Consider the following 19,268-nt stretch of genomic DNA (forward strand, 5'->3'; position numbering starts at 1 on the left):
GTGCCCGCGGTGTGGAGGCGGGTGCCCATGGCCGTGTAGAGGTCCCGCAGCACCTCCTCCCCGTGCTGCTGGGCGGCCGCGACGCAGACGCGGACCGGGCCCCAGCCCTTGTCCACCAGCTCCTGGTAGCGCTCCGGCAGATCCTGGCGGCCCTCGTTGAGGACGGACAGGCTCATCACCCGGAAGCGGAGGTCGAGGGCGCGGTGGCGCTCGACCTCCAGGATCCAGCGGGAGGTGATCCAGGCGAACGGGCAGACGGGGTCGAAGTAGAAGTCGACCTTGGTGGGGGTGTCGGTGGGTGAAGTCGTCATGGCCGGGAGCCTAATCGGCCACTGGCCTCCGGCCGAGGGACAATCCGCCGCCGATCGCGTGGGCCACTTCAGCCTTCGGGATAGAAGACGAAGAGGGTGCAGCCGGTGGTGGTCTGCGGGATGTGGGAGGAACCGGCCGGGGCGTGGAGGAAGGTGCCCGCCGGGTAGTCGCGGTGGCCGTCGTTGAAGGTGCCGGAGACGACGAAGACCTCCTCGGGGCCGGGCTCGTGGACGTCCAGTCCCTCCCAGGAACTGCCCGGGTCCATTTCCAGGGCGTGGGCCTTCGCCCCGTTCTCACCGCTCCACAGCGGGCGCAGCCGGATGCCCGGGAAGAGTTCCTTCACCGGCGCGTCCGCGACCGCCGACCATGTGTATCCGTCCGTGATGTTCATGCTCGCAAGACTGGCACGGTGGAACAACGCCCCCAAGACGTCAGCCAGTTGCTGTCGGTACCCCACTGAAGCGGCCGCCGTGCCCAGTGGGGTGGACACGACGGCCGGGTGTTCAGATGTGCCTCAGGCGACGGTGACTTACTTGACGACCTTCAGCAGCTTGTTCGGGGTGCCCTCGCTCGGGTTGGAGATCTTGTCGGCGGTGGCACCGTCGGTGAGCGCCTTCGCCACGTCGGCGGGCTTGGCGTCCTGGTGGCCGCTCAGGTAGACGGCGGCGGCGCCCACGACGTGCGGGGTGGCCATCGACGTACCGGAGATGGTGTTGGTGGCGTCGTCGCCGGTGTTCCAGTCGGAGGTGATGTCCGAGCCGGGGGCGTAGATGTCGACGACCTTGCCGAAGTTGGAGAAATCGGACTGCTCGTCGGCGTCGGTGCTGGAGGCGACGGTGATCGCGTCCTTGACCCGGGCGGGCGAGCTCTCGCTCGCGTCGGCGGACTCGTTGCCCGCCGCGACACCGAAGGTGACACCGGAGTCGATGGCCTTCTGCACCGCCGCGTCCAGGGCCTCGTCGGGGGTGCCGCCGAGGCTCATGTTGGCGACGGACGGGCCCTTGTGGTTCTTGGTGACCCAGTCGATGCCGGAGACCACCTGTTCGGTGGTCCCCGAGCCCTGGTCGTCCAGGACTCTCACGGCCACGACCTTGGCCTTCTTGGCCACGCCGTGGTCGGTCCCGGCGATGGTGCCCGCGACGTGGGTGCCGTGGCCGTTGCCGTCGTCGGCGTCCTTGTCGTTGTCGATGGCGTCGAAGCCGGAGGTGACGCGGCCGTCGAAGTCCTTGTGCGAGGCGCGGACCCCGGTGTCGATGACGTACGCGGTGACACCCTCACCCGCGCTGTCCGGGTAGGTGTACTTCTTGTCGCCCTTGGTGTCGGCCTGGTCGATCCGGTCCAGACCCCAGGACGGCGGGTCCGCCTGGGTGGTCTTGATGGAGTACCGGTGGTTCTGGACGACCTTGGCGACCGACGGGTCGGCGGCCAGCCGCTTGGCCTCGGTCTCGCTGAGGCTGGTGGCGGAGAAGCCGTTGACGGCGGAGTCGTAACTGCGGCGCAGCTTGCCACCGTAACTCTCGGCCAGGTCCTTGCCCTCGGACGCGGCCTTGATGGTCTGTCCGCCCTTGAGCATGACGATGTAGCTGCCGTCGACGGCGTTCTTGGACTGCGTTCCGTAGACGGTGCCCTCGGCGGGCTTCGCGGTGGCGGCCCCGGCCGGGACGGCCACGAAGGCACCGGCGGTGATGGCGCCCGCCGCGGCTATCGCCAGGGTGAGTTTACGCGCGTTGCGCTGCTTGTGTACTGCCATGACGAGGGATCCTCCTCGTGCGGTTGTGGGGGGATTTCGCGCACGGTGTTTTCACACGCGGTTGCGATGGCGCCGGAGCGTGTTCGGATCACTCCGGGCTGAGACGAAACCCTGGCGGATGGAACCGGGCAATTCAAGATCCTGGTCCATGTGTGACATATGCAACGTCATCCCAGCACGATCATGACAAGTCCCTTTAGCTGTAAGGGGCTTGGACCGATGGGGTAGGGCTGACCCCCCTCCTCCGGGTGGAGAACCCCGCCCCCCGCCTCACCGGTCAGCAGGATGGGCCCGGGTGCACCCGCGCCCTAGCGTCGTCCCCAGATGGCGGCAGGGGGCCGCCACCATGGGAAAAGGGGACGTCGTGGGGGACACAGGACGACTGAACAGGCCACGGGGGCTGGCCGCCCGCGCGGGCAGTTGGAGCGCCCGGCACCGCTGGACGGCGGTCGGCGGCTGGCTGCTGCTGGTCGTTCTCGCGCTGGCCGTGGGGTCGATGACGGGCCGGGCCGATTCGACCAACAGTGAGGAGCGTCCGGGCGAGTCCGGGCGTGTCCTGAAGATTCTGGACGACGCGGGCATTGTCGAACCGGCCGGGGAAACCGTCCTGATCCAGGCGAAGGGCGGCGGAGTGCGCGCGGACGACCCGGAGTTCCGGGGCGCGGTCGACGCGGTGCTGTCCGCGGTGCGCGGCACCGGTGAGGCCACGGCGGTGAAGTCCCCGTACGCGACGAAGGCGATCTCGGCCGACCGGCGGTCCGCGCTGGTGAGCTTCGACCTGCGCGGCGACGCGGAGTCCGCCGCGGACCGCATCCAGCCCGTGCTGGACGCGGTGGAGAAGGCGCAGCGGGACCATCGGGCCCTGAGCATCGAGGAGTTCGGCGACGCGAGCGGGGACAAGGCGTTCGACGACGCGTTCGGCTCCGACTTCGCGCAGGCGGAGTACTCGGCGGTGCCGGTGGCGCTCGGCATCCTGCTGATCGCCTTCGGCGCGCTGGTGGCGGCGCTGCTGCCGGTGGCGCTCGCGATGACCGCGTTCCTGGCCACCACCGGCCTGGTGGCGGTGGTCAGCCACTGGATGCCCATGAACGACACCGCCAACTCGGTGATGCTGCTGGTGGGTCTGGCCGTCGGCGTCGACTACTGCCTGTTCTATCTGCGCCGGGAGCGCGAGGAGCGGGCCGCCGGGCGGGACGCCGACACCGCGCTGCGCATCGCGGCGGCCACCTCCGGCCGGGCGATCCTGGTCTCCGGTGTCACGGTCATCGTGGCGATGGCGGGCATGCTCTTCACCGGCCTCACCGAGTTCCAGGCGATGGGGCTTGCCACCCTGATGGTGGTGGCCGTGGCGATGGTCGGCTCGGTGATTGTGCTGCCCGCGCTGCTGTCGCTGCTCGGCGAGCGGGTCGAGAAGGGCCGGGTGCCGTTCGTGTCCCGCGCCAAGCGGAAGGGCAACGGCGAGAGCAGGGTGTGGCGCGCGGTCCTCGGCCGGGTGCTGCGCAGGCCGAAGCTGTCGCTCGCGCTGGCCGGTGGCGCGCTGATCGCCATCGCCGCACCGGCGGTCAGCATGAACACCGCGAACCTGACCCTGGACCAGGAGTTCAGCGACTCCATGCCGATCGTCCAGGCATACCAGCACATGGACAAGGCGTTCCCCGGCGGACCGGACCCGGCCCAGGTCGTGGTCAAGGCCGAGGACATCGACGCCGCGCCGGTACGTGGCGCCATCGCCCGCTTCCGTACCGAGGCCGTCGCCAAGGGCGCCTCCACGGGCCCGGTCACGGTGGCCTTCCACGAGAAGCGGAACCTGGCGATCGTGTCGGTCCCGCTGACCGGCGGCTCGGACGAGGGCAGGGCCGAGAAGAGCCTGACCATCCTGCGGGACGAGGTGCGCCCGGCGACGCTCGGCACGGTGGACGGGGTGGAGGCGCCGATCGGCGGCTCCGTCGCCGCCAACAAGGACTTCAATGACAAGCTCGGCTCGGCGATCGCGCCGGTCTTCGCCTTCGTCGTCGTGTTCGCCTTCCTGCTCATGCTGATGTCGTTCCGGTCGCTGACCGTCGCCGTCACCTCCATCGTCCTCAACCTGCTGTCAGTGGGCGCCGCGTACGGCATCCTCACCGCCGTCTTCCAGCACGGCTGGGGCGCGGGTCTGGTCGGCGCGGAGGGAGTCGGCGCGATCGTGTCGTGGCTGCCGCTGTTCCTCTTCGTGATCCTGTTCGGGCTGAGCATGGACTACCACGTGTTCGTGGTCTCCCGGATCCGCGAGGCGCGGGTGGCCGGGCGCACCACCCGGGACGCGGTGGTGCACGGCGTGGTCACCACGGCAGGCGTCGTCACCAGCGCCGCCGTCATCATGGTCGCGGTGTTCGCCATCTTCGGGACGCTGTCGATGCAGTCCATGAAGCAGATGGGCGTGGGCCTCGCCGCCGCCGTCCTCATCGATGCCACCGTGATCCGCGGGGTACTGCTGCCCGCCGTGATGACACTGCTGGGCGAGCGGAACTGGTACCTGCCGCGATGGCTGCGGTGGCTGCCCGACCTGACCCACGACGAGCCGGCCCCCACCCCGCCCCCGGCCCCGCTCTCCGCCCCCGGCCTGGACGACCGCCCCAGGCACGCCAAGGTCTGACGGACCACTCCCTCATCCGGCCGCGTGGCTCCCCATGAGCCCCGCGGCCGGCTGCGTCGTACCGCTGAGCGAGGTGGCCGGGAGTTCGGCTTCGATCAGGTCGGCGGCCCGCTCCGGGCCGCCTTCCGCGGCCATGCGGGCCTTGAGCTCGGCGCAGCGGGCGGCCACCCGGGGGTCGTCCGTGAGGGCGAGGACGGCCGCTCGCAGGGTTTCCGCCGTGATCTCTTCCTTGGGCAACTGGCGCCCGACGCCGAGCGCTTGGAGGGTGTGGGCGTTGCGGAACTGATCGACGGCCTGGGGCACGGCCACCATCGGGACGCCGCAGCTCAGCGCCTCCTGGCTGCCGCCCGCGCCCGCGTGGGTGACGAAGGCGTCGGCCTGCTGGAGGACGCTGAGCTGGGGCACCCAGGTGTGGGTTTCGATGTTGGCGGGGAGGGCGCCGAGGCCGTCCGGGTCGACGTATCCGCCGATCTGGAGGACGACATGCCAGCCGGGGAGGTCGCCGAAGGCGTCGACGCAGGCGCGGTAGAAGCCGGGTTCCCTGGTCCAGGTCGAACCGAGCGAGATCAGCAGGACGCGGTCCGTGGGGGCGAGGGTGTCCGGGCGCCGCCACTGGCCGTCGTCGTGGCGGGTGGAGTGGCAGCGGCCGACGAAGGAGTAGACGGAGGTGTCGACGCGGTCGGCGTGGGGCTGGAACAGTTCGGGGATGAGGGCGAGGCAGCGGCGGGGGCGCCCGGTGAGGCGGTCGGGGTCGGCGTCGGGCATTCCGTGCTCGGCGAGCCAGGCGCTGAAGCGCGCGTAGTAGGCCCGTCCCCGCTCGGAGGTGTGGAGGTGCCCGTACTTCGGGTCGAAGACCTCTTCCTTGTAGCCCTCCCAGGCCACGAAGCTCGGCGCCAGCTCGACGGCGGGTACGCCCCAGCGGCGGGCGAGGAGGTGGGCCGGGTAGGCGGTGATGTCGTACAGGATCAGGTCCGGTTCGTCGCCCTCGTACGCCGTCAGGTGCTGGGGCAGCGCCTGGACGGCTTCGGTCAGGAACGGCTCGACGTAATCGATCAGTTCGGCGTCTTCCGGCATGTCGTCCTGGAAGAGGACCGTGTCGTAGGTCCTGGGCTCGGCGCCGGTCTCGGCGACCTTGTCGGCGAACGATTCGGGAATGGCGTAAGTGACCCGGTGGCCGCGGGCCACCAACTCGCGGATCACCTCAAGGCTGGGGTTCACGTGCCCGTGCGCCGCGATGCCGAACATGGCTATATGGGCGGGCTTTTGAGCACGCATCGCTGAGGTCATGGTGCGGAACTTAGGCGAGGCCGATTGCCTCATGCCACTATCAACACACCTACTCCACACCCTAACGCTGGTAGCGAGCGAGCACCAGCCCCCCGTCCTTGATCAATCTTTTTCTCAGTCTTTCCATTCCGATGGCTCCGCTGTAGTACTCCTGGAGCGCGGGCGTGGCCACCTTGTCCTTCCACTCCCGATAGCCGCGCACCGACAGGGCGGGGGCCGGGCGCAGTTGGGCGGCCAGTGCCGTGCCGGTGGCCCAGCCGTGTTCGGGGCTGCGCAGCGCCGGGTCGCGCAGCGCACCGGTGCCCGTGGGCAGCATCCAGTCGCCCAGCGCGAGCCGCGCCATGTTGCGCGGGCGCAGGAAGAAGTCGAGGAAGCGGGCCGCCTCCCGCCGGTACGGGCTGTCCTCGGCGATGGACAGGGTCTGCGGGCCGACCCCCTGGCGCTGGTCGCCGCCGGGTCCGGCGGGCGCGGGCAGCACCGTCCAGTCGAAGCCCTCGGGGGCCTGCTGGACGATCTGCTGACGGTACGAGAAGCCGAGCGGCACCATGGCGTACTTACCGCCGAAGAAGCCGGGGAGGGTGTCCGAACCGCCCATGCCGAGCGTGGACTTGGCCGCCGTACGGGCGATCGCGCGCGGGACGCGCTGGTCGGCGGCGTCGAAGCGGACGGTGACCTTGCCGTCGTCGCCGCGGTGGAAGACCCGGCCGCCGGTGGAGAGGGCGAGGCCCAGGGTCGCGGCGACGGGGTCCTTGAGCGGCCAGCCGACCCCGTACGTCCCGCCCCGGGTGAGCGCCCGCGCCACATCCTCGAACTCCGCCCAGCTCCACGGGTCGCGCACGGTCGGGATCCGCACCCGCGCCCGCTCCAGCAGCGCCCGGTTGGCGATGATGACGCGCGGCTCCTGGAGGAACGGCACCCCATAGACGCCGCCGTCGCCGAAGGTGGTGGTGGCCCAGCTGTGGGCCGGGATGTCGGCCGTCAAGCGAACCCTCAGCAGCCCGCGCAGATCGGCGAGATAGCCGCCGTACGCGAAGTCGGCGAGGTCGTCGGCGGCGTCGTGGATGATGTCGGGCGCCTCGCCGCCCTCGAAGGAGGTGAGGAGCTGGTCGTGGACGCCGTCCCAGCTGCCCTGGACGTACTCGACCCTGATCGTGGGGTGGGTCGCGTTCCACTCCGCCACCAGCCGCTTGTTGGCCTCGACGGACTCCTTCTGCCAGGCCAGCGACTGGAAGCGGAGCACCGCCTCTCCTCCGCGGGCCCGGCGCCGCGCGGGCGCGCACCCCGTCAGCAGGGCGGCGGTCAGCAGCGTACGGCGGCGCATCAGGACTTCACCGCCCCGGCCAGGGTTCCGCTGGTGATCCGCCGCTGGATGACGGCGAACAGGACGAGCGAGGGCAGGGTGGCGAGCAGCGAGGCGGCGGCCAGCGGGCCGAGGTCGGCGACGCCCTCCGCGCCGATGAAGTGGGTGAGGATGACGGGCATGGTCTGCTTCTGCGGGGTCTTGAGCAGCACCAGCGCGAAGAAGAACTCGTTCCACGCGGTGATGAAGGCGAAGAGGGCGGTGGCCACGAGGCCGGGCGCCAGCAGCGGCATGGTGACGGAGACGAGCACGCGCAGCCGCCCCGCCCCGTCCACGGCCGCGGCCTCCTCCAACTCCCTGGGCACGGCGCGCGCGTACCCCGCGAGCATCCACAGGGCGAACGGCAGGGACCACACCACGTACACCATGATCAGCCCGGACAGGGAGTTGATCAGGTACAGGTTCTTGAGCACGAGGAACAGCGGGATGATCACCAGGACGAAGGGGAACGCCTGGCTGACCACGACCCAGCCGGTGGCCGCCCGGGACAGCGGGGAGCGGTGGTTGCGGGCCATGACGTACGCCATCGGGGTCGCGATGACGACGGTGATGACCGCGGCGGCGACGGAGGCGGTGAGGCTGTTCGCCGCCGCCCGCAGCAGCGGCTGCTCGTCGAACGCCTGGCGGAAGTTGTCGAGGGTCGGGTCGAGGGGGATCCAGCCGGGGTCCGGGCTCGCCAGTTCGCGCGGCGGTTTGAACGCCGTGGACAGCAGCCACAGCAGCGGGAACGCGAGGAAGACGAGATAGCCCAGCAGGGCGAGGTACTGCCCGGCGCGGGCGGCCCGGCGCCTGCGCACGGCGGCGGTCCGGTTCATACGTCGTCCCCCTTGAGCCGCCCGACCAGGAAGAGCGCGAGGAGTACGGAGACGACCGCGACCAGCACGCATCCCATGGCGGCCGCGTATCCGAACTGCCCGTAGCCGAAGGCTTCCTCGTACGCGAAGAGCATCGGCAGCCGGGTGCGCCCGCCGGGCCCGCCGCCGGTCAGGACGTAGACCAGCGCGAAGGAGTTGATGTTCCAGATGAGGCTGAGCGCGCTGATGGCCAGCGCCACCGGCCTGATGGCGGGCCAGGTGACGGTGCGGAAGCGGCGCCAGGCGCCCGCGCCGTCCACGGCCGCGGCCTCGTGCAGCTCGCGCGGTACGTTGGCGAGCGCGGCCAGCAGCGTGACCGTCACCTGCGGCAGCCGCGCCCAGATGCCGACGACGATCACGGCGGGCAGGGCGGTGGAGAGGCTGCCGAGCCAGTCCCGGTCGGTGCCCAGTGTCTCGTTCAGCACCCCCGCGTCGGGGTGGTAGACGAGCCGCCACATGATGCCGACGACGACCTCGGGCATCGCCCACGGCACGATCGCCAGCGCCCGCGCCAGCCAGCGGAACCGGAGGTTCTGCACCAGCAGCAACGCCAGCCCGAGCGCCAGCACGAACTGCGGAACGGTCACCGCGACCGCCCACACCAGACCGATACGGAACGACTCCCAGAAGAGGGTGTCGCGGGCCAGGTCCTGGAAGTTGAGCAGCCCGGTCCACTCGGTCGGCTCGGTGCGCCCTGACTGGGCGTCGGTGAAGGCCAGCGCGATCCCGTACAGCAGCGGGCCGACGCTGAGCAGCAGGATGGGCAGCAGCGCGGGCAGCACCAGGAACCACGCGCCGCGGGCCGGAGACTTGTCGGACCGCGCCGTCGCGGTCGTGGCTGTCACGCAGGTCATCGTGCGGACGGTGGCGGGGCCCCGTCAAGGAGTCCGGTCGGCCGAACCCAGCAGCGTACGGGTGATGGTCTCGGCCAAGGCGGCTGCCTGGGCGGGCTGTTCGAGGTAGAAGTGGTCGCCGGGGAGGCGGGGCGTGATGTCCGTCCGCCCGGTGGTGCTGTGCCGCCAGCTGTCCAGCTGGGCGTCGGTGAAGACGTCGTCGGTGCCGCAGCACACCACGAGTTCGGCGCTCACGACGGTGGTGGCCGGGCGCTTGCGCAGAAACGAGTCGCCGAGCGAGAAGTCGGCGCGCAGCAGGGCCGCGGTGCGCTCCCGCAGCACGGGGTGCTCGCGGATCTGCGGGGAGATCGTGCCGCCTGACTTCTCGGCGATGGCGAAGATCTCCTCGTCGGTGGTGAGCAACGGCGAGCCCTCACACGGCAGTTCGGCGCTCACCGGGCCCGCGTTGGCGGAGGCGAAGAGGGTGGAGCAGCGCGGACCGCCGGTCTCGGCCAGCCGCGCCGCCAGGCAGAGGCCGAGGTACGCGCCCACGCTGTGGCCGAAGATCGCGATCTCCTCCGGCTGTCCGGCGACCGCGCGCAGCAGGTCGTCGACGGCGTCCTCGATGGTGGTGACGGGCGCCTCGCGCCACCGCTTGCCGCGCCCGGGCAGCTCCAGCGGCAGCGGCTGGATGCCGTCCGGCAGGGCCTCGGCGAGCCGGTCGAAGACGGCGGCGGAGCCGCCCGCGTGGTGCAGCATGATCAGGGTGCGGGGCGTCATTACGTACCTCCTGCGGACCGTCGCGGCGAGCACCGCGGGAAGGGCGGACAGAGCCGGGAAGGGGCACGGCGGGGCGGCCCGGGGCCGCCCCGCCGTGGCGCCGGACAAGGTCAGCCGGCCGCCGGCCGGGTGGGCACCTGGCGCGCCACGAACTCGTAGCCGCGCTGGCTCGTGCGGGCCATCCGGTTGTGTCCGTACTCGTCGACGCCGGAGGCGAGGACCGCGCCGTACTTCTCGAGGTTGATGCCGTCGCCGTACTCGGTCAGGTTCTCGGTGCCGGGGTAGACCTGCACCTGGGTGGGCACGTAGCGGGCGGCGAAGCCCATGCGGTAGTCGGTCTTGCTGCCGGTGTGCGGCAGCGAGGCGTGCATGGTGTTCGACCAGAAGATGACGGCCTCGCCCGGCTTGAGGACCATCGGGTACGCCTGCGACTCGTCCGGCTTCCAGTTGGGGTCCTTCTGGAGGGACCGGTAGTCGTAGCCGAAGAAGCCGCGCTTGATGCCTTCCTTCTCGCGCTGGTTGATGGCGTCCGCGTCGTAGTCCATGCCCTTGGACTCGTCGTAGTTCATCGACGTGTGGGTGCCCGGCATGAGCTGGAGGCAGCCGTTCTGCTCGGTGGAGTGGGTGAACGCGGTCCACACCGTGATGGTGCCGATGAAGGCCGGGCGGCCCTCGTCGGACGGCCAGATGATCTGCGGCTTGCCGGTCGCGTGGGCGAAGGTGGCCGCCTGGTGCCAGTCGGTGCCCTCGTCGCCCTGGTACTTGGGGAAGAACTCGCTGCGCCAGCAGAGCAGGTTGGGGCCGATGAGGGAGGCGACGCGGTCGACGATCTCGGGCCGCATGATGTGCTCGGCCAACAGGTCGATGTCGAGGTGGCGGTCGTAGTTGGATATGTTGGCCTTGCCGTTGCTGTCCGGGTAGATGGCCAGCGAGCGGTCGAGGAGCTGGCGCCGGATGGTGTTCCAGCGGCGGGTCATCTCCTCGGGCTCGAAGACCTTGACGGGGCCGATGTAGCCGTCCCGCTCGAACCGGGCCACCTCTTCGGGGCTGAAGGTGAAGTTGGCCTTCTCGCTCACAGTGGTCATGGGGATTCTCCTTCTCCTACTTGGCGGTCCGGGCGCGGGTGACGGCGTCGGCGAGGGCCTCGCCGATGCTGCGCTCGAAGAGGATCTGCATGTCCAGGTCGACGCCGAGGTCCTTCTTGACCCGCTCGCTCAGCTCCAGGGCCAGGACGGAGTGGCCGCCGAGGTCGAGGAAGTTGTCCTGGGCGGACAGGTCGGACTCCTCCAGCAGCTCACCCACCCAGGCGACGGCCAGGTTGTCGGGGTGCGCGGTCTGCGCTTCGGTGATCTGTTGTCCCGTCATGAACGTGCCACCTCTTCCTCCCAGGACCGGGCGACGGCCGCCCGGTCGACTTTTCCGTTGACGGTGCGGGGCAGCCCCGGCAGCCGCAGATAGCGGGCCGGGTGCATATAGGCCGGCAACAGGGTCTTGATGTGGTCCCGCAGCTCCCGTGCGGTGGTCGTCGCGCTTCCCTCACGGGCCACGTAGGCGCAGACCAGCCGGAGGTCGCCGGGTTTGAACTCGCGCACCGTGACGACCGCGTCGACGACGTCGTCGTGGCGGCGCACGGCGGTCTCGATGTCGCTCAGCTCGATGCGGTAGCCGCGCAGTTTGACCTGGAGGTCGGCGCGGCCCTCGTACGCGAACCGGCCGTCCGGCAGCTCGCTGACCAGGTCCCCGGAGCGGTAGTAGCGGACGGACTCGCCGGTCCCGCCGTCGGTCACCACCGGGAACTTCTCGGCGGTCAGCTCCGGACGCCGCAGATAGCCCTCGGCCAACTGCGCCCCGGCCAGCCACAGTTCACCGGTCTCGCCCAGGGCCACGTCCCGGCCGTCGTCGCCGACGACCCGGGTACGGAACGACGGCAGCGCGCGCCCGATGACCGAGGTGTCCTGCGTCAGATACGCCTCGCCGATCTCCTCGAAGGTCGTGAACACCGTGGTCTCGGTGATCCCGTAGCCGTTGACCAGCCGCGGCCGGTCGAGCCCGAACGCCTTGGCCCAGGGCCGCAGCATGGGCGCGGTGAGCTTCTCGCCGCCGAAGATGACGTAGCGCAGCCCGGAGACGTCCCGGCCGCCGCGCACCGCGGCCTCGGTGAGCGCGAGGAAGGCGGTGGGCGTCTGGTTGATGACGGTGACGCCCCGGTCGATGATGACCGACAAATACTGCTCGGGCGTACGCGCCGCCCAGTGCGGCAGGACCACCAGCTCCGCGCCGGTGGAGAACGGCCCCCAGATCTCCCACACCGAGAAGTCGAACGACAGCGAGTGGAACAGCAGCCAGCGGTCGTCCTCCGTGAAGTCGAACACCGATGGCGCGCCGGTGAGCAGGGCCAGCACATTGGCGTGGCGTACCGGCACGCCCTTCGGATTGCCGGTGGTCCCGGAGGTGTAGATGACGTACGCCGTGTCGTCGGCGCCCGGGCGCACCGCCTCCCCGGCGTCCGTCACGGGCTCCGGCCGCGCGTCCCGGCACTCCGCGACGGCCGCGGTGCGGACCACCCTGGTGACCGCGCACCCCTCGTAGGGCTCGCCGATCAGCGCGCTCGCACCGCTGTCGGCGAGGATGAAGTCGCTCCGGGAGACCGGGTTGCGCAGGTCCACCGGGACGTACGCGGCACCGCACTTGAGGATGGCCAGGATCGCGACGATCGCCTCGGCCCCCGGCGTCATGCGCAGAGCCACCCGGTCCCCGGGCCGTACTCCCTCGGTGAGCAGGATCCGGGCCACCGCGTCCGACCAGGCGTCGAGCCGCCGGTAGGTGACGCGGTCGTCCTCGGCGGACAGCGCCGCCCGCTCCGGCGCCGCCGCGGCGACGTCCCGGAAGAGGCTCACGAGATCGGAATTCCGCGCGATGGGGTCCGATGTCATGGATTGCAGCAGCATTTCGGGAAACCCTTCTTGCGGCCGTCGGAAATGACAGAAGACATTGCGCAGCGCACCGCGTGGGGCCGTGCCCGCCACGAGTGTTCGCGATGACCCGGCGTCCGGCCGGGATGCGATTCACTATCACCGTGGGGTCGTGAGCGCCTCAATTGAACCTTCGTACAGGCGGGTTCCGGTGCCGTCGGCGAGGCGGACGGCACGGGCTCTAGTTGGGCCCGTTACGCTGTGGCCCGACCACCGCAGATGACGGGACGTCACCTGCATGGCCCGCCCCTGCGCGCATCGGGGCGCTCGGCCACTTCAGCATCACCCGCACCAGCGGCAACCACCAGCACCAACTGCACCGGTAGCAACGCACGGGCACCAATGCACGGGCACCAACGCACCGGCACCAACGCACCAGGCAAAGGGGGAAGCGCATGTCGCAGAAGCAGCAGAGGCCCGGAGGGGGCACCAACCCCTATCTCTTACTGACGACCACGATGGTCTTATGGGGCAGCGGCTTCAGCAGTTCCAAGGTGGTCGTCGACCATCTGCCGCACGCCGTGGCGGCCCTGCTGCGCTTCGGCGGCGGGGCAGTGGTCCTGCTCATCGCGCTGCGCTTCGTCCCCTCCCAGCAGGCCACGTCCGGGCGCGACGTGGGGCGCGCGGCCGGGGCGGGGGTGCTCGGCGTCTTCCTGTACAACCTGCTGTTCTTCTGGGGGCTTTCGCTGGCCCCGGCGATGGACAGCACCACCATCATCCCGGTCATGAGCCCCGTGCTGACCACCGGATTCCTGCTGGTCACCCGCAAGGAGCGGGCGTCGGCCGGGCGGGTCGCGGGGCTGGCGCTGGGGCTGACCGGTGCCGTGATCTTCCTGATCGGCGCGCGGACCGACGCGGGCGCGGGCGGCGACCGGTTCCTCGGCGATGTGCTGTTCCTGCTGAGCGCGGCCTGCTGGGCGGCGTTCACCCTGCTCGGCCCCCGGGTGCTCGCCGGGATCGAGCCGCTTCGGGCCACGGCGTACGCGATGAGCTGCGGCGCCATCCTGCTGGGCCTCTACAGCGTGCCCTCCGCGATGGACGCGGACTGGGGCGCGGTGCCCGCCACCACCTGGATCAACGCGGTGTTCGTGGCGATCGGGCCGACGGCCGTGGCGAACCTCTTCTACTACCGGGGCGTCGGGGCGGTGGGCCCTGCTTCCGCCTCGATCATGATGTTTATGGTGCCCGCGGTCGGCACCCTGTGTTCCTACCTCTTCCTGGGCGAGACCTTCGGCGCGGTCCAGGCCATCGGCGCGGTCGTCCTCATGGCCGGCGCGGTACTGGCGGTCACCCAGGGCCGGGTGCGGCCGAAGGCGGGGGAAGCGGCGGAGGCGGTGGCCGCGGCGGACCGCGAACGTGGCGCGGCCGAGCGACGCGGCTGACCGGCTCGCTTGAGCGGAAATCGAGAGAACCTAGCATGATCGCTCGTCCGCGCCTCGATCGAGAATGCGCCATTGCGGCCCGCCGGTGATGTCGTCTCAGAGAGCAAGACGATTCCGCATCGTCCGTCACCACAGACCCGCAGGTAGACGACGACATCCGGCGGGCCGTACGAACGCGAAGTGAAGCTCGTCACACAGCTCTGACATCAGCGTCTTCCGTATACTGCCCGGGCCCATAAGGCTGACGTGAATTCACCTATTACCCGGACCCCGCGACCCGCGTTTTCGGGAGAGGGAGATACATGGCCACACAGGGAAGCCTGATCGGTTTAGCCAACAGGAAAGTTGCACTGGCCCCCAGCGCTCGCCGGACCTGGCAGGAAGAGCTGGACCGGGTGCCCTCGCTTTCGAATCGCGAATTCGATGTGTTCCGCTTGCTCGGCGACGGGGAGTCCAATCGGTCCATAGCCTCCCGGCTTGCCGTCACCGAACGCACGGTCAAAGCACATGTGGCCCAGATCCTGACAAAGCTGCATGTGGAGTCCCGGCTGCAAGCGGGACTGGTCTCGTATGCCTGGATTGAATCACTGCGCACGACCATGTGACGGGTACGAAGATCCGGCCGGCCTCTGCTGCCCCGCGTGAGGCCGGCCCGTCCGTGTGTACCAAGGTTCAATTGAGCCCGCTTTCGGCCTCCCGGCACCCTGGATATGCCTCTGGAGCTTCCACATCCCGTGGAGGAATCCGGCATCAGCATTCTCGTGCCACACCAAGCACCACCTTCAACACCATCACCATCACCACCACTGATGACTGTGACCGTGTTTCAGATGCGAGTGGAGGCCGAGGCAACTCATGGGCAAGGCTCGGGCCGGTTCCGGCCGCTGGATACATCACTGGAACCCCGAGGACCGGGAGTTCTGGAAACGCGAGGGCAGCCGCGTCGCACGGCGCAATCTGGTGCTGTCCATCGCGACCGAACACCTCGGCTTCTCGGTGTGGAGCCTGTGGTCGGTCCTGGTCCTCTTCATGTCCCCCGCGACCGGATTCAGCTTTGCCGCCGGGGAGAAGTTCCTGCTGGTCGTCGTCCCCACGCTGGCCGGGGCGGCGCTCCGGCTGCCCTACCGCTACGCCGTGACCCGCTTCGGCGGCCGCGACTGGACGGTCTTCGCCACCGCCTCCCTGCTGCTCCCCATCGCGCTCGCGGTCTGGGTGATCCAGCGGCCGGACGCCCCGCTGTGGGTGTTCCTGGCCGCCGGGGCGACGGCCGGGCTCGGCGGCGGCAACTTCGCCTCGTCGATGACCAACATCAGCGGCATCTTCCCCCGCCGCCACCAGGGCCGGGCGCTGGGCCTCAACGCGGGCGGCGGCAATCTGGGCGTGGCCGTGGTGCAGCTGCTCGGGCTGCTGGTGGCGGCCACTGCGGGGCTCGGCCACCCCGAGTACCTGGCCGCGGGATATCTGCCGCTGGCCGCCCTGCTGGTGGTGCTCGCCGCCCGGCGGATGGACAACTTCACCGCCGTACGGGCCCGTCCCGGGGCGCTGCGCGAGGCCCTGGGCAGCCGCCACACCTGGTGGATGTCGCTGCTGTACGTCGGCACCTTCGGCTCGTTCATCGGCTACGGCTTCGCGTTCGGCCTGGTGCTCCAGTACGAGTTCGGCGCCGGCGCGCTGGAGGCCGTCTCGTACACCTTCCTCGGCCCGCTGCTCGGCTCGCTGTTCCGGCCGCTCGGCGGGTGGCTTGCCGACCGGTGGGGCGGGGCGCGGGTGACCCTCGTGGACCTCGCCGCCATGGCGGCCGGAACCGGGGTACTGCTGCTGGCCTCCGCACACCACTCGTTCACCCTGTTCGTCACCGCCTTCTGCGTGCTCTTCGTGCTGTCGGGGATCGGCAACGGCTCGGCGTACACCATGATTCCGGCGGTCTTCGCACAGGACGCGGAGAAGGCCGTCACCGCGGGCGAGGACGCACGCCCCGCCTTCGCCCGGGCCCGTGAGCTGTCCGGCGCGGTGATCGGGGTGACGGGCGCGATCGGCACGCTCGGCGGCGTCGCCGTGAACCTGGCCTTCCGCGCCTGCTACGACGGCCCCGGCGGCACCGGTGACGCCGCGTTCACCGCCTTCCTCGGCTACTACGCGGTCTGCGCGGTGGTGACCTGGGCGGTCTATCTGCGCGGCGCACCCGGCGGCGGGCCCGGAACCAGCAGTTCCGCCCGGCGCCCGGAGGTCTCCCATGTCTGAATCCCGCTCCCCCGCGCCCCCTGCCAGATCCGCGGGCCCCACCGCGCCGTCCGCGGCCTCCTCCGCGCCGTCCGTGGCGACCCACTGCCCGTACTGCGCCCTCCAGTGCGGCACCCGGCTGGGCCGCGAGGACGGCACGGTGGTCGTCCGGCCCTCCGACTTCCCCGTCAACCGGGGCGGGCTGTGCCAGAAGGGGTGGACCGCCCCCGCCCTCCTCGACACCCCGGTACGGCTCCACAACCCGCTGATCCGCGACCCGCGCGGGACGCTGGAACCGGCCGGCTGGCACCAGGCGCTGGACACCGTCGCTGACCGGCTGCGGCTGATCCGGGACACCCACGGACCGGACGCGGTGGCGGTGTTCGGCGGCGGCGGGCTGACCAATGAAAAGGCGTACCTGCTGGGCAAGTTCGCCCGGGTGGCGCTCGGTACCAGCCGCATCGACTACAACGGCCGGTTCTGCATGTCCTCCGCGGCCGCCGCCGGGAACGCCGCCTTCGGCGTCGACCGCGGACTGCCGTTCCCGGTGGGCGACCTCGACGACGCCGAGGTGATCCTGCTGGCCGGGGCGAACCCGGCCGAGACCATGCCGCCGCTGATGCGCCACCTGACGGGCGCGCGGCTCATCGTCATCGATCCGCGCCGGACCCGGACCGCGGAGGCCGCGGCCCTCCACCTCCAGCCGCAGCCCGGCACCGATCTGGCGCTCGCCCTCGGACTGCTCCATCTCGCCGTCACCGAGGGCCGGATGGACGAGGGCTATCTGCACACGCGCACCGTCGGCTTCGACGCCGCGTGGCAGCAGGCGGTGGCCTGGTGGCCGGAGCGCGTCGAACGCGTCACCGGGGTACCGGTGGCCGCCCAGCGCGAGGCGGTACGGATGCTCGGCGAGGCCCGGCGGGCGTACGTCCTCACCGGGCGCGGCGCCGAACAGCACAGCAAGGGCACCGACACGGTGGCGGCCTTCATCAACCTGGCGCTCGCCCTGGGCCTGCCCGGCCGGGCGGGCAGCGGCTACGGCTGCCTCACCGGACAGGGCAACGGGCAGGGCGGCCGGGAGATGGGCCAGAAGGCCGACCAGCTGCCCGGCTACCGGTCGATCACCGACCCCGGTGCGCGCGCCGACGTGGCCGCCGTCTGGGGCGTGCCGCCGCAGGAGCTGCCCGGCCCCGGGCCGAGCGCCTATGAGCTGCTGGACTCCCTCGGCCGCCCCGGCGGACCGCGCGCACTGCTGGTGTTCGGCTCCAACCCGGCCGTGTCCGCGCCGCGCGCCGCGCGGATCACCGAGCGGCTGGCCGCGCTGGACCTGCTGGTGGTGGCCGACTTCATGCCCTCCGAGACGGCACTGCTCGCCGATGTGGTGCTACCGGTGACGCAGTGGGCCGAGGAAGAGGGCACCATGACCAATCTGGAGGGCCGGGTGCTGCGCCGCCGCCGGCTCTCCGGGCCGCCTCCGGGCGTACGGAGCGACCTGGACGTGCTGCGCGGTCTCGCGATCCGGCTCGGTCAGCCGCCGGAACGTTTCCCCGCCGAACCGCACCAGGTGTTCGAGGAGTTGCGCCGCACCACCCGGGGCGGCCGGGCCGACTACTCCGGCGTCAGCTACGAACGGCTCGACGCCGGTGAGGCGCTGCACTGGCCCTGCCCCGCCACCCCGCCCGGGCAGCCGCCGCACCCGGGCACGCCCCGGCTGTTCCTCGACCGCTTCGCCCACCCCGACGGCCGGGCCCGGTTCCGCGCGGTGGACCACCGGGACGCCGCCGAACTCCCCGACGACCGCTTCCCCCTGTACGCCACGACCGGCCGGGCGCTGGCGCACTACCAGTCCGGCGCCCAGACCCGCGAGGTCCCCGAACTGCTCGCGGCCGAGCCCGAGTCGTATCTCGAAGTACACCCGGACACCGCCGAGCGCGCCGGGCTCGCCGAAGGCGACCTGGCGCGGATCAGCTCGGCCCGCGGCACGGCCGTGGCCCGGGTGCGGCTGGTGCCGACCCTGCGCGCCGACACCGTCTTCCTGCCGTTCCACTTCACCGCGGACGGCCGGGCCAACCTCATCACCAGTACCGCCCTCGATCCGGAGAGCCACATGCCCGAGTTCAAGGTCTGCGCGGTCCGCATCGAACCCTGGACGGCCACGGCATGAGCGCCGTCGTCGTCGTGGGCAACGGCATCGCCGCCCACCGCCTCGTGGACCGGCTGCACCACCACGGCCACCAGGGCACCGTCACCGTCCTGGGGGCGGAGCCTGTGGCCGCGTACAACCGGGTGCTGCTCCCCTCGGTGCTGGACGGCACGCTCCCGGCCCGCGCCCTGGCCCTGTCCGCTCCGCCCGACGGCACCGTGGTGCGGCTGGGCACCCGGGTCACCGGCATCGACCGGGAACGCCGCCTGGTGCACGCGTCGGACGGCACCGGCCACCCCTACGACCACCTGGTGCTCGCGACCGGCGCCCGGCCCCGGATACCCGCCGTCCCCGGCCTGCTGACGGAAGCCGGCCGGCTCGCCGACGGCGTCACCCCGCTGCGTACCCTCGCCGACTGCCGGCGCGTCAGCGGCGGTCAGGTGGCGGTGGTCGGCGCCGGGGTGCTCGGGGTGGAGACGGCGCTCGCGCTGCGGCGCGGCGGCACCCGCGTCACCCTGGTGCATCCGCGCCCGTACCCGATGAACCGCCAGCTCGACGCCGCGGCGGGGGCGCTCCTGGCCCGCGGACTGCGCGACCACGGCATCCGGCTGGAGCTGTCCCGGCAGGCGGTCGGGTACGCCCCCGGCTCCCTCACCCTCGACCGCGGCCAGGCCATCGGCACCGACACCGTGATGGTGTGCGCCGGTGTCCGGCCGGACGCCCGGCTGGCCCGCGCCGCCGGG

17 protein-coding genes are annotated in these 19,268 nt (G+C 71.2%); 6 read left to right on the top strand and 11 right to left on the bottom strand.

Going from position 1 to position 19,268, the window contains the following annotated elements; translation table 11 throughout:
* From SSOG_RS11225 to SSOG_RS11235, 3 genes are all read right to left on the bottom strand, one after another.
* Positions 1 to 311 (bottom strand): DsbA family protein (locus SSOG_RS11225; protein WP_245606276.1); only part of this gene is annotated, 311 nt, incomplete at its 3' end.
* A gap of 68 nt (positions 312 to 379) precedes the next feature.
* Positions 380 to 703, bottom strand: a complete 324-nt coding sequence (locus tag SSOG_RS11230) for a cupin domain-containing protein (protein WP_009714339.1) — start codon at positions 701 to 703, stop codon at positions 380 to 382.
* 138 nt (positions 704 to 841) lie between these two features.
* Entirely contained in the window at positions 842 to 2,062 is a 1,221-nt protein-coding gene (locus tag SSOG_RS11235) for a S8 family peptidase (RefSeq protein ID WP_009714340.1), read from the bottom strand.
* Positions 2,063 to 2,408: 346 nt separating this feature from the next.
* Here SSOG_RS11235 and SSOG_RS11240 point away from each other — a divergent pair, with 346 nt between their 5' ends.
* On the top strand, positions 2,409 to 4,694 hold the full coding sequence (locus tag SSOG_RS11240; RefSeq protein ID WP_009714341.1) for an MMPL family transporter: 2,286 nt from the start codon (positions 2,409 to 2,411) through the stop codon (positions 4,692 to 4,694).
* Between the two features lie 12 nt (positions 4,695 to 4,706).
* Here the strand turns inward: SSOG_RS11240 and SSOG_RS11245 are convergent, their stop codons facing one another.
* The 8 genes from SSOG_RS11245 to SSOG_RS11280 all read right to left on the bottom strand — a co-directional run bounded on the left by SSOG_RS11245 (position 4,707) and on the right by SSOG_RS11280 (position 12,756).
* Positions 4,707 to 5,981 (bottom strand): macrolide family glycosyltransferase, encoded by a 1,275-nt coding sequence (locus SSOG_RS11245; protein WP_106516383.1) that lies wholly within the window; start codon positions 5,979 to 5,981, stop codon positions 4,707 to 4,709.
* Positions 5,982 to 6,042: 61 nt separating this feature from the next.
* Complete coding sequence (locus SSOG_RS11250) at positions 6,043 to 7,302, bottom strand: ABC transporter substrate-binding protein (protein WP_039937222.1); 1,260 nt, start codon at positions 7,300 to 7,302, stop codon at positions 6,043 to 6,045.
* A complete protein-coding gene (locus SSOG_RS11255; protein ID WP_086015786.1) occupies positions 7,302 to 8,156 on the bottom strand; it encodes a carbohydrate ABC transporter permease in 855 nt (284 codons plus the stop codon). The genes SSOG_RS11250 and SSOG_RS11255 overlap by 1 nt, the downstream gene beginning before the upstream one ends.
* Positions 8,153 to 9,049, bottom strand: coding sequence for a carbohydrate ABC transporter permease (locus SSOG_RS11260; protein ID WP_009714345.1), 897 nt, complete (start codon positions 9,047 to 9,049; stop codon positions 8,153 to 8,155). The genes SSOG_RS11255 and SSOG_RS11260 overlap by 4 nt, the downstream gene beginning before the upstream one ends.
* Positions 9,050 to 9,073: 24 nt before the next feature.
* Positions 9,074 to 9,808 carry a thioesterase II family protein gene (locus tag SSOG_RS46685; protein WP_050799843.1) on the bottom strand — a complete coding sequence of 245 codons (735 nt, stop codon included), beginning with the start codon at positions 9,806 to 9,808 and terminating at the stop codon, positions 9,074 to 9,076.
* A 110-nt stretch (positions 9,809 to 9,918) separates the two neighbouring features.
* Positions 9,919 to 10,893, bottom strand: a complete 975-nt coding sequence (locus tag SSOG_RS11270; RefSeq protein WP_039937227.1) for a chlorinating enzyme — start codon at positions 10,891 to 10,893, stop codon at positions 9,919 to 9,921.
* 16 nt (positions 10,894 to 10,909) lie between these two features.
* Positions 10,910 to 11,173 carry a phosphopantetheine-binding protein gene (locus SSOG_RS11275; protein ID WP_009714348.1) on the bottom strand — a complete coding sequence of 88 codons (264 nt, stop codon included), beginning with the start codon at positions 11,171 to 11,173 and terminating at the stop codon, positions 10,910 to 10,912.
* A complete protein-coding gene (locus SSOG_RS11280; protein WP_106516384.1) occupies positions 11,170 to 12,756 on the bottom strand; it encodes an amino acid adenylation domain-containing protein in 1,587 nt (528 codons plus the stop codon). Before SSOG_RS11280 ends, SSOG_RS11275 begins: the two co-directional genes overlap by 4 nt.
* Positions 12,757 to 13,175: 419 nt before the next feature.
* Between SSOG_RS11280 and SSOG_RS11285 the strand changes: the two genes are divergently transcribed.
* From SSOG_RS11285 to SSOG_RS11305, 5 genes are all read left to right on the top strand, one after another.
* Positions 13,176 to 14,162: a DMT family transporter gene (locus SSOG_RS11285; RefSeq protein ID WP_009714350.1), complete on the top strand. Its 987-nt coding sequence runs from the start codon at positions 13,176 to 13,178 to the stop codon at positions 14,160 to 14,162.
* Positions 14,163 to 14,464: 302 nt separating this feature from the next.
* A complete protein-coding gene (locus SSOG_RS11290; RefSeq protein WP_009714351.1) occupies positions 14,465 to 14,767 on the top strand; it encodes a response regulator transcription factor in 303 nt (100 codons plus the stop codon).
* A gap of 250 nt (positions 14,768 to 15,017) precedes the next feature.
* Entirely contained in the window at positions 15,018 to 16,403 is a 1,386-nt protein-coding gene (locus tag SSOG_RS11295) for an MFS transporter (protein ID WP_009714352.1), read from the top strand.
* Complete coding sequence (locus tag SSOG_RS11300; protein ID WP_078510285.1) at positions 16,396 to 18,546, top strand: molybdopterin oxidoreductase family protein; 2,151 nt, start codon at positions 16,396 to 16,398, stop codon at positions 18,544 to 18,546. Before SSOG_RS11295 ends, SSOG_RS11300 begins: the two co-directional genes overlap by 8 nt.
* A partial coding sequence (locus SSOG_RS11305; RefSeq protein ID WP_039937229.1) for an NAD(P)/FAD-dependent oxidoreductase occupies positions 18,543 to 19,268 on the top strand: 726 nt, incomplete at its 3' end. The genes SSOG_RS11300 and SSOG_RS11305, both read left to right, overlap by 4 nt.

This window comes from Streptomyces himastatinicus ATCC 53653, assembly GCF_000158915.1.
Classification (GTDB): Bacteria; Actinomycetota; Actinomycetes; order Streptomycetales; family Streptomycetaceae; genus Streptomyces; species Streptomyces himastatinicus.